The 7036-nt window shown below is 69.3% G+C and carries 5 protein-coding genes and 2 pseudogenes; 4 read left to right on the forward strand and 3 right to left on the reverse strand.

What is annotated here, in order from left to right:
- From G7B71_RS15205 to G7B71_RS15220, 4 genes and pseudogenes are all read left to right on the forward strand, one after another.
- Positions 1-560 (forward strand): annotated as a pseudogene (locus G7B71_RS15205) (TonB-dependent receptor); the annotation flags it as partial.
- Positions 561-650: 90 nt separating this feature from the next.
- Positions 651-824, forward strand: a complete 174-nt coding sequence (locus tag G7B71_RS15210) for a hypothetical protein (RefSeq protein WP_166042471.1) — start codon at positions 651-653, stop codon at positions 822-824.
- A gap of 72 nt (positions 825-896) precedes the next feature.
- Positions 897-2039 carry an acyl-CoA dehydrogenase family protein gene (locus G7B71_RS15215; protein WP_166042483.1) on the forward strand — a complete coding sequence of 381 codons (1143 nt, stop codon included), beginning with the start codon at positions 897-899 and terminating at the stop codon, positions 2037-2039.
- A 66-nt stretch (positions 2040-2105) separates the two neighbouring features.
- Complete coding sequence (locus G7B71_RS15220) at positions 2106-3026, forward strand: hypothetical protein (RefSeq protein WP_166042473.1); 921 nt, start codon at positions 2106-2108, stop codon at positions 3024-3026.
- Between the two features lie 168 nt (positions 3027-3194).
- On the opposite strand, the gene G7B71_RS15225 is transcribed toward G7B71_RS15220, so the two are convergent.
- From G7B71_RS15225 to G7B71_RS15235, 3 genes and pseudogenes are all read right to left on the reverse strand, one after another.
- Entirely contained in the window at positions 3195-5309 is a 2115-nt protein-coding gene (locus G7B71_RS15225; protein ID WP_166042475.1) for a TonB-dependent receptor plug domain-containing protein, read from the reverse strand.
- A 72-nt stretch (positions 5310-5381) separates the two neighbouring features.
- Complete coding sequence (locus tag G7B71_RS15230; protein WP_166042478.1) at positions 5382-6362, reverse strand: hypothetical protein; 981 nt, start codon at positions 6360-6362, stop codon at positions 5382-5384.
- Between the two features lie 118 nt (positions 6363-6480).
- Positions 6481-7036 (reverse strand): annotated as a pseudogene (locus G7B71_RS15235) (hypothetical protein); the annotation flags it as partial.

A 7036-nucleotide genomic window follows, 5' to 3' on the forward strand; every position in this document is an offset into this window, starting at 1 on the left:
GCCGGGGTCCGCGCGGGCCGGGCGGCGGCGGGCGCGGCGGATTCGGTGGCGGCGGCCGCTTTGGCGGCGGTGGCGGCCAGGGCCGAATCCAGCTCGGCCTGTTCCACACCTGGCGGCTCGAGGACCGCGTGTTCGTCAACGAGGACGGGCCGGTGTTCGACTTCCTCGGCGGCTCGGCGGCGGGCAGCCGCGGCGGCCGGCCGGAGCATGAGGTGCAGTTGCGCGCCAATGTCTTCCGCGGCGGCTTCGGCGGCTTCGCGAGCGTCAACTGGCAGAGCGGCACCACGGTCCTCGGCGCCGATGACGACGACGATCTGTTCTTCTCGCCGCAGATGACGGTGAACCTCCGTCTGTTCGCCAATCTCGGCCAGATGCGCGGCCTGGTTCGCGACGTCCCGTTCCTTCGTGGGACCCGGGTCACGCTGTCCGTCGACAATCTGTTCGACAGCCGCCCCGACGTGCGCGACGCGTTCGGCAACACGCCGATTTCCTACCAGCCCGACCTGCTCGATCCGGCCGGCCGAACGGTGCGGATCAGCTTGCGCAAGCAGTTCTTCTAAAAGCGGAAAATTTTCGGTTGTGGATAACAAGGGTGAATGTCGCCGGGACGCATTCGGCTGATCTTCCCGGGTGGGAAGCAGGGGCGAATCGTGAAGCCGGACCACGTTCGTTATCATGAGGCCCGCGCCGCGCGGGAGCTTGAGGCAGGAAGCACGGCGAGCTGCGCCACCGCGGCGCGGGCGCATTTGAAGCTCAGCGCGCTCCACCTGGAGCGGGCACGCCTGCTCGGCGCGCTCGAGGCCAAGCCGGTCGCCGACAAGTAGGAAGGCGGGCGGGACATTCCGCCCGCGCCTCGCTATCCCTCCCGGCAGATCCGATCCGGGGGAATGACCATGATGCTCGATACCGCCCGTCGCACCGCCTTCGGCGAGGAGCATGAGCTGTTCCGCGAGGCTGTGCGCCGCTTCTTCGCCGCCGAGGCGGTCCCGCACCTCGAGCGGTGGGAAGAGGAAGGCATCGTCGACCGCGACTTCTGGACCAAATGCGGCGCCCAGGGCCTGCTCTGTCCGACCGTGCCTGAGCAATATGGCGGGCTCGGCCTCGACTTCGGCTACAATGCGGTGATCGACGAGGAGCTTGGCTATATCGGCTCGTCGGCCGGCATCACGCTCCATTCCGACATCGTCGCCGACTATATCGTCGCCTATGGCAGCGAGGCGCAGAAGCGCCACTGGCTGCCGCGCATGGTGTCGGGCGAGACTCCGACCGCGATCGCGATGACCGAGCCGGGCGCCGGCTCCGACCTGCAGGGCATCAAGACGACCGCCGTCAAGGACGGCGACGACTATGTCATCAATGGCTCCAAGACCTACATCACCAACGGCCAGCATGCCGAGCTGGTCATCGTCGTCGCCAAGACCGATGCCAGCCTTGGCGCGCGCGGCACCTCGCTGATCCTGGTCGAGAGCGACCGCCCCGGCTTCGCCCGCGGCCGCAACCTCGATAAGGTCGGCCTCCACGCCCAGGACACGTCGGAATTGTTCTTCGCGGACCTGCGCGTGCCGCAGTCGAACCTGCTCGGCGCGGAGGGCATGGGCTTCGCCTACCTGATGAACCAGCTGCCGCAGGAAAGGCTGTCGATCGCCTGCTCGGCCCAGGCCTCGGCCCAGCGCGCCTATGACGAGGCGGTCAGCTTCACCAAGGAGCGCAAGGCGTTCGGCAAGACCGTGTTCGAATTCCAGAACACCCGCTTCACGCTCGCCGACCTCGCCACCAGGCTTCAGGTTGGCTGGGCGCATCTCGACTGGGCGATCCGCCGCCACATCGCCGGCGAGCTGACCGCGGCGGAGGCGTCCGCGGCCAAGCTGTGGCACACCGAGCTTCAGTTCGAGGTGTGCGACGTGTCGATGCAGCTCCACGGCGGCGCCGGCTACATGAACGAATATCTCATCGCCCGTTTGTGGCGCGACGCCCGGGTCACGCGAATCTTCGGCGGCACCAACGAGATCATGAAGGAAGTCGTCAGCCGCTCGATCTGAACCCTGGCGGCCTCGTCACCGCCCTCCGGACAGGGTAGGATCGCCGCCAGCGAGGAGGCGGCCGCGATGAAGGTCATTCGGATCGCGCTGGCGGTGGCGATGCTTGCCGTGGCCGCCCCACCCGTCGGCGCCGAGACACAGCGGGACGGCGCTCGCGACGTGGCGCTCGGCAGCCAGGTCAGCTGGAGCGGCGAGGCCAATCCGCAGCCCGTCCGCTATCGGTTCGGCGACATCAATGTCAGCGTCAGGCCGCGGGTCGATGCGCAATTCGAAGACCTGGTGGCGCCGGTCGTGACCCTGGAAGTGCCGGGCCGCGCCCCGGTCGTGCTGGAGGGGGCGGACACGCGGCCGAGCTACGAGCACGAGATCGGCGTCGGCCGGCTCGACCGGAACGGCACGCGCTTCCTCATCCTCCAGTCCTTCACCGGCGGAGCGCATTGCTGCAACGCCATCCAGATCGCGCTGATTCCTGCGGCCGGTCCGGTGACTCTCGTCGACCTCGGCGCGTGGGACGGCGGTCCGGCGGAGGAAATGCCCAAGGACGAGGACGGCGACGGCGTCGTCGATTTCGTCCAGCGCGACGATCGCTTCCTCTACGCCTTCAGCAGCTATGCGGGCAGCTTCGCGCCGCCGCAGATCATCAACATCGTCGGTGGCTGGGTGGTGGACGTGTCCGAGCGTCCGTCGTTTCGCCGCTTCTTTCTAGAGGCGATGAACGATGCGCGCGAAGGGTGCCGCGACGGCTTCGAGCGCAACGGCGGCTGCGCCGGCTATGTCGCCGCCGCCACTCGCGCCGGGCGCTTCGACGAGGCCTGGCGCGACATGCTGCGCCATTACGAGCGGACGTCGACTTGGGGCCTCGAAGACGCCTGCCGGGTCGGCGTCGACAATCCCGACGCCTGCCCCGCCGACCAGCGGGTGAGGTTCAGCGGCTATCCCGACGCGCTTCGCTACTACCTCACCGAGTGGGGCTATCTGCCCCGCTAGAGCCCTCTCCCCAGCGGGGAGAGGGTTGGGTGAGGGGGCTCGGGCTAAGTGATTAGTCTCTGACCTCGAGCCCCCTCACCAACTTCGCCTAGGCGCCACAGCCGCCAAGGCTCCGTAATCCTCTCCCCGGCGGGGAGAGGGGAGCGGACAGGTGACCTACCACCTTGCCTAGAATCGTCCCCTTATCTGGAAGGAGAAGATCGGGCCGATCAGGCGGTCGCGGCGCTCGATGAAGTTGAGCGGGCCGTCGCGGCGGTCGAGGAAGACGAGGCGGTCCCAGGTGCTGCGCGCGTCGAGGATGTTGCCCGCGGTGGCCCGCACGGTGAGGCCGAACACGTCCTTGTTCTCGACATAGACGTTGGCGAAGACCGGGCCTTCGGTCTGGTAGCCGACCTCGCTCAGGCGGTAGTTCCAGGCATTCTCGGCGAAGGAGGCGGCGCCGCCGACCGCCCAGTCGCTTTCGGGAATGTCGTAGCGGAAGATGCCTTCAAAGAATTTCTGGGTGGTGTTGCTGATCGGACGGATCACGCCGAGCAGCGGGTCCTCGACCTCGGTGTGCTGGACGAGGAAGCGCAGGTCGAGCCGCGCGCCGCGCCACCCGATCGGGTCGAAGTTGAAGGTGGTGCGCCAGTCGGCGCCGTAGCGGCGGGCGCTGTCGATGTTGCCGACGCCCTCGCCATCGGCGCCGATCGGGATGATGTCGACGATGTCCTCGACGAGGTGGGCGTAGGTGCGGAGCGTGGTCTGGCCCCATGCGCCCATGCGCAGCACCGTCTCGACCTCGGCCTCCCAGCTCTGCGGCGGGACGAGGTTGGGGTTGGCCTCGTTCTCGCGGTCAACCTCCAGGTTCACGTTGGCGATGAAGTCGAAGAAGTTGAGCTGCCCGACGCGCCGCTGCAGGCGCAGGTTGACGGTCGTGTTGGGGTCCGGTGTCCAGGCGACGGTCAGCTGCCCCTTGGGGCGGAAGAAGGTGCGGGTGGTGCCGCCGGCGCCGGCCTGGGTGATCTGGGAATATTCGCCGCCGGCGGACAGCTGGAAGCTGAGCTCGGGCGCGAGGCGCCGCGAATAGCTGGCGATCCCCTCGTAGCGCGCTTCCTCGACGCGGGCGGTGCCGCTGGGGAAGGGAAGTTCGCGGAACGAGCCGTCGGGGTCGAGCACGAACAGGTCGGAGACGATGTCGAGGCTGTTGAACGCAGCCTCGCCCGAGATTTGGAAATCGGCGCCGCCGGCGTTCCAGCGATATTCGGCGCGGGCGATCCGCTCGAGCTCGTCGCTGTCGCGCAGGAACAGGTCGCCCTCGTCGGGGCTGTCGTCGGCGAACATGGTGCGCACGCCCGAGGAGAGGACCGTGTGGGCGTAGCGCTGCAGGCCGATCAGCTTGAGCCGGCCGCCTCCGAGCGCGAACTCGTAGTCGCCGCCGACTTCGTAATTGTGGCCGTCCTCCTGGGTGAGCACGTCGCGCTCGCGCGGCAGCTCGCCGGGACGGGTGCGGATGCCGTCCTCGACATAGTCGTACCAGAATTCGCGGTAGACCGCGTTCAAATTGCCGACCGAGCTGCCGGGGCCGTCGATGACGAAGCGGGCGCTGGCGCGGGGCTGGTCGAAATTGCCGGTCCACACGTCATTGCGAGTCTCGCGCAGGCTGCCGTCGGGGTTGAAGATCAGGGTCGGGCCGCCAGCGCCGCTGCGCGACCCCTGGTTCTCCAGCCCAAGCGTATATTCGACCGGCCCCTCGGTGCCGCTGACCGACAGTTCGAAGCGGCTGAGCAAAGGATCGGTGAAGTTGGTGCGAAATTCGGGGCGCCAGGAGAATTGCCCGCTCAGCCCGCCGGCGCGGACGATGATGTTGGCGACCTGGCCGGACAGGCCGGGGACATCGAGCGTGGCGCCGTCGACGATCTCGATCTGGACGACGTTGCCGGCCGGGATCCGGCCGAGCTGGGCGGTGACGTCCTCGGAGCGGCCCGACAGGCGCTGGCCGTTCAGCAGGACGTTGCCGGTCGCCTGGCCGAGGCCGCGCTCGACGACCTGCTCGCGGATCACGAAGCCCGGCACCTGGCGCAGCATGTCGAGCGCGGTCCGCGGCGCGAAGCGGGCGAAGTCGGCCGGCGTGTAGGTGCGGCTGGCGATCGGCGCCTGCGCGTCGGGGTTGGTGGCGGTCTCCCCGGTGGGAGGAGCGGGTACCGGGCTCGGCGTCGGCGTCGCCGTCGGCGGCGGCGTCTGCGCCCGCGCCACCTGCGGCGCCACGATCAACAGGCCGGCGAGAGCCGCGCTTCCCAGCAATGCCGGCCGTCTTCCGTTGCACCCCATCATCACTCTCCCCTTACGCGACATTTTTGTTTTCGCCCGAGCCGCTCAGTTGCCGCGGCGGAAGCGGCGGCCGAGGATCCTCGCCTCGACCAGCTCGCTGGCGCTTGCCCGCTGAACGCCGGACTGGTTCACCTCCCGCGCGAAGGCGGGGGTCACGCCGTGGATCCGGAACTCGACCAGCTGCGCCGGAGTGAGGTCGCGATAGCCGGCTTCGGCGAGCCCGCGCACGAAATCGGGCGTAACCCCGTGAATCTTGAACTCGACCAGGCGCTGGCCGGGCAGGTCTCGCTGGCCGGCCTCGGCCATGCCGCGCACATAGTCCGGCGTGATTCCGAAGATGCGAAACTCGACCAGCCGCTCCGGCGCGATGTCTCGGTAGCCCGACTGCGCCATGCCGCGCACATAATCGGGGGTGACGCCGTGGATCCGGAACTCGACGAGGCGGCGCATCGCGCCGACGCGATAGCCGCTGTCCGCCATCTCGCGGACATAGGCGACGTCGATGTCGAAGATGCCGGCCTCGACGAGATTGTCGACCGTGGGGCGCTCGTAGCCGAGACTGGCGAGCTCGTCGACGAGGGCGAGCTCAACGCCGCCGACCGCCATATGGTACATCTGCTCGGTGGTCGCGCGGCCGATGCCGCGCCGCTCGAGCTCGGCGGCGAAGCGCTCGTCGGGTTGGAAGCGGCAGGTGCCGGCGCCGCGCGCGTCCCGCATCACCCCGGAGCAGTCCAGGCTCCCAGCCGCGCCGCCCATGCGGAATGAGACCGGGCCCGACGCACCGGCGTCGAAGCCCTGGAGCTGCGCGACCGGATAGGAGCGCGAATTGTTGCTGTTGCCTTCGCGGGTCCGGTAGCTCAGCCGCAGCTGCACCTCGCCGGCGCGCGACGATGGCGACACCGACCATTCGATCGCGAGCGGATTGAAGGCGCGGGACGGCGCCGCGGCCGGCTCGGGCTGCGCGTCAATCGCCGGCGCCGACACGGACAGGCTCGCGGCGGTCAGAAACAGGAAGCTGCGGATCATTTCTCTCTCCTTCTCGGGCATGGGGAGCCCGTCCGGTCCTCCTCCTCGCGAGGGACCGGGGTGGTTGACGTCAATGGGCCGTGGCAGCGGCGGCTGGTCGAAAGGCGGCTCGGGGCGCCTAGTCGTCAGGATCCTCGTCCGGGCGCGGGCGCGGCGGCGGCCGCCCGGGTCGTGGCGGCGGCTGGTTGTCGCCATGGATTCGTCGCTCGACCAACCGCTCCGCCGACAGGCGGCGGCCCGAGCGGTTGGCTGCCCGGGCGAATTCGGGCGTGACGCCGAAGATGCGGAACTCCACCAGCTCGTCGGGGTCGAGGCCGCGATAGCCGGCTCCGGCCATGCTTCGGATGAAGGCGGGGGTCACGCCGTGCACCATGAAGTTGACCACGTCGTCATAGCCGAGCCCTCCGTAGCCGGCCGCGGCATAGTCGCGAAGCCGCTGCTCGGTGACGCCGTGGACGCGGAGTTCGACGAGCTGCTCGGGGCTGAGCCGGCCGAGCGCCGGGTTCGCCTGGGCGACGGCGGCGGCATAAGCGAGGTCGACCCGGGCGATCGCGATCGGCGCCGCGCTCGCCACCGGCGCGGCACGCGGCGACGGCGCGACGGGAGCGGCCGGGGCGATCGCTGTCACCGGGCCGACTCCGGGCGCGCCGGGCGCCGGAACCATGGCCGGAACG

This window comes from Sphingosinicella sp. YJ22 (genome assembly GCF_011320075.1).
GTDB lineage: Bacteria > Pseudomonadota > Alphaproteobacteria > Sphingomonadales > Sphingomonadaceae > Allosphingosinicella.

Excerpts from the sequence above, each read along its gene's own strand:
- G7B71_RS15215 (WP_166042483.1), top strand. The coding sequence starts at position 897 with ATGCTCGATACCGCCCGTCGCACCGCCTTCGGCGAGGAGCATGAGCTG.
- G7B71_RS15220 (WP_166042473.1), top strand. The coding sequence starts at position 2,106 with ATGAAGGTCATTCGGATCGCGCTGGCGGTGGCGATGCTTGCCGTGGCC.
- G7B71_RS15230 (WP_166042478.1), bottom strand. The coding sequence starts at position 6,362 with ATGATCCGCAGCTTCCTGTTTCTGACCGCCGCGAGCCTGTCCGTGTCG.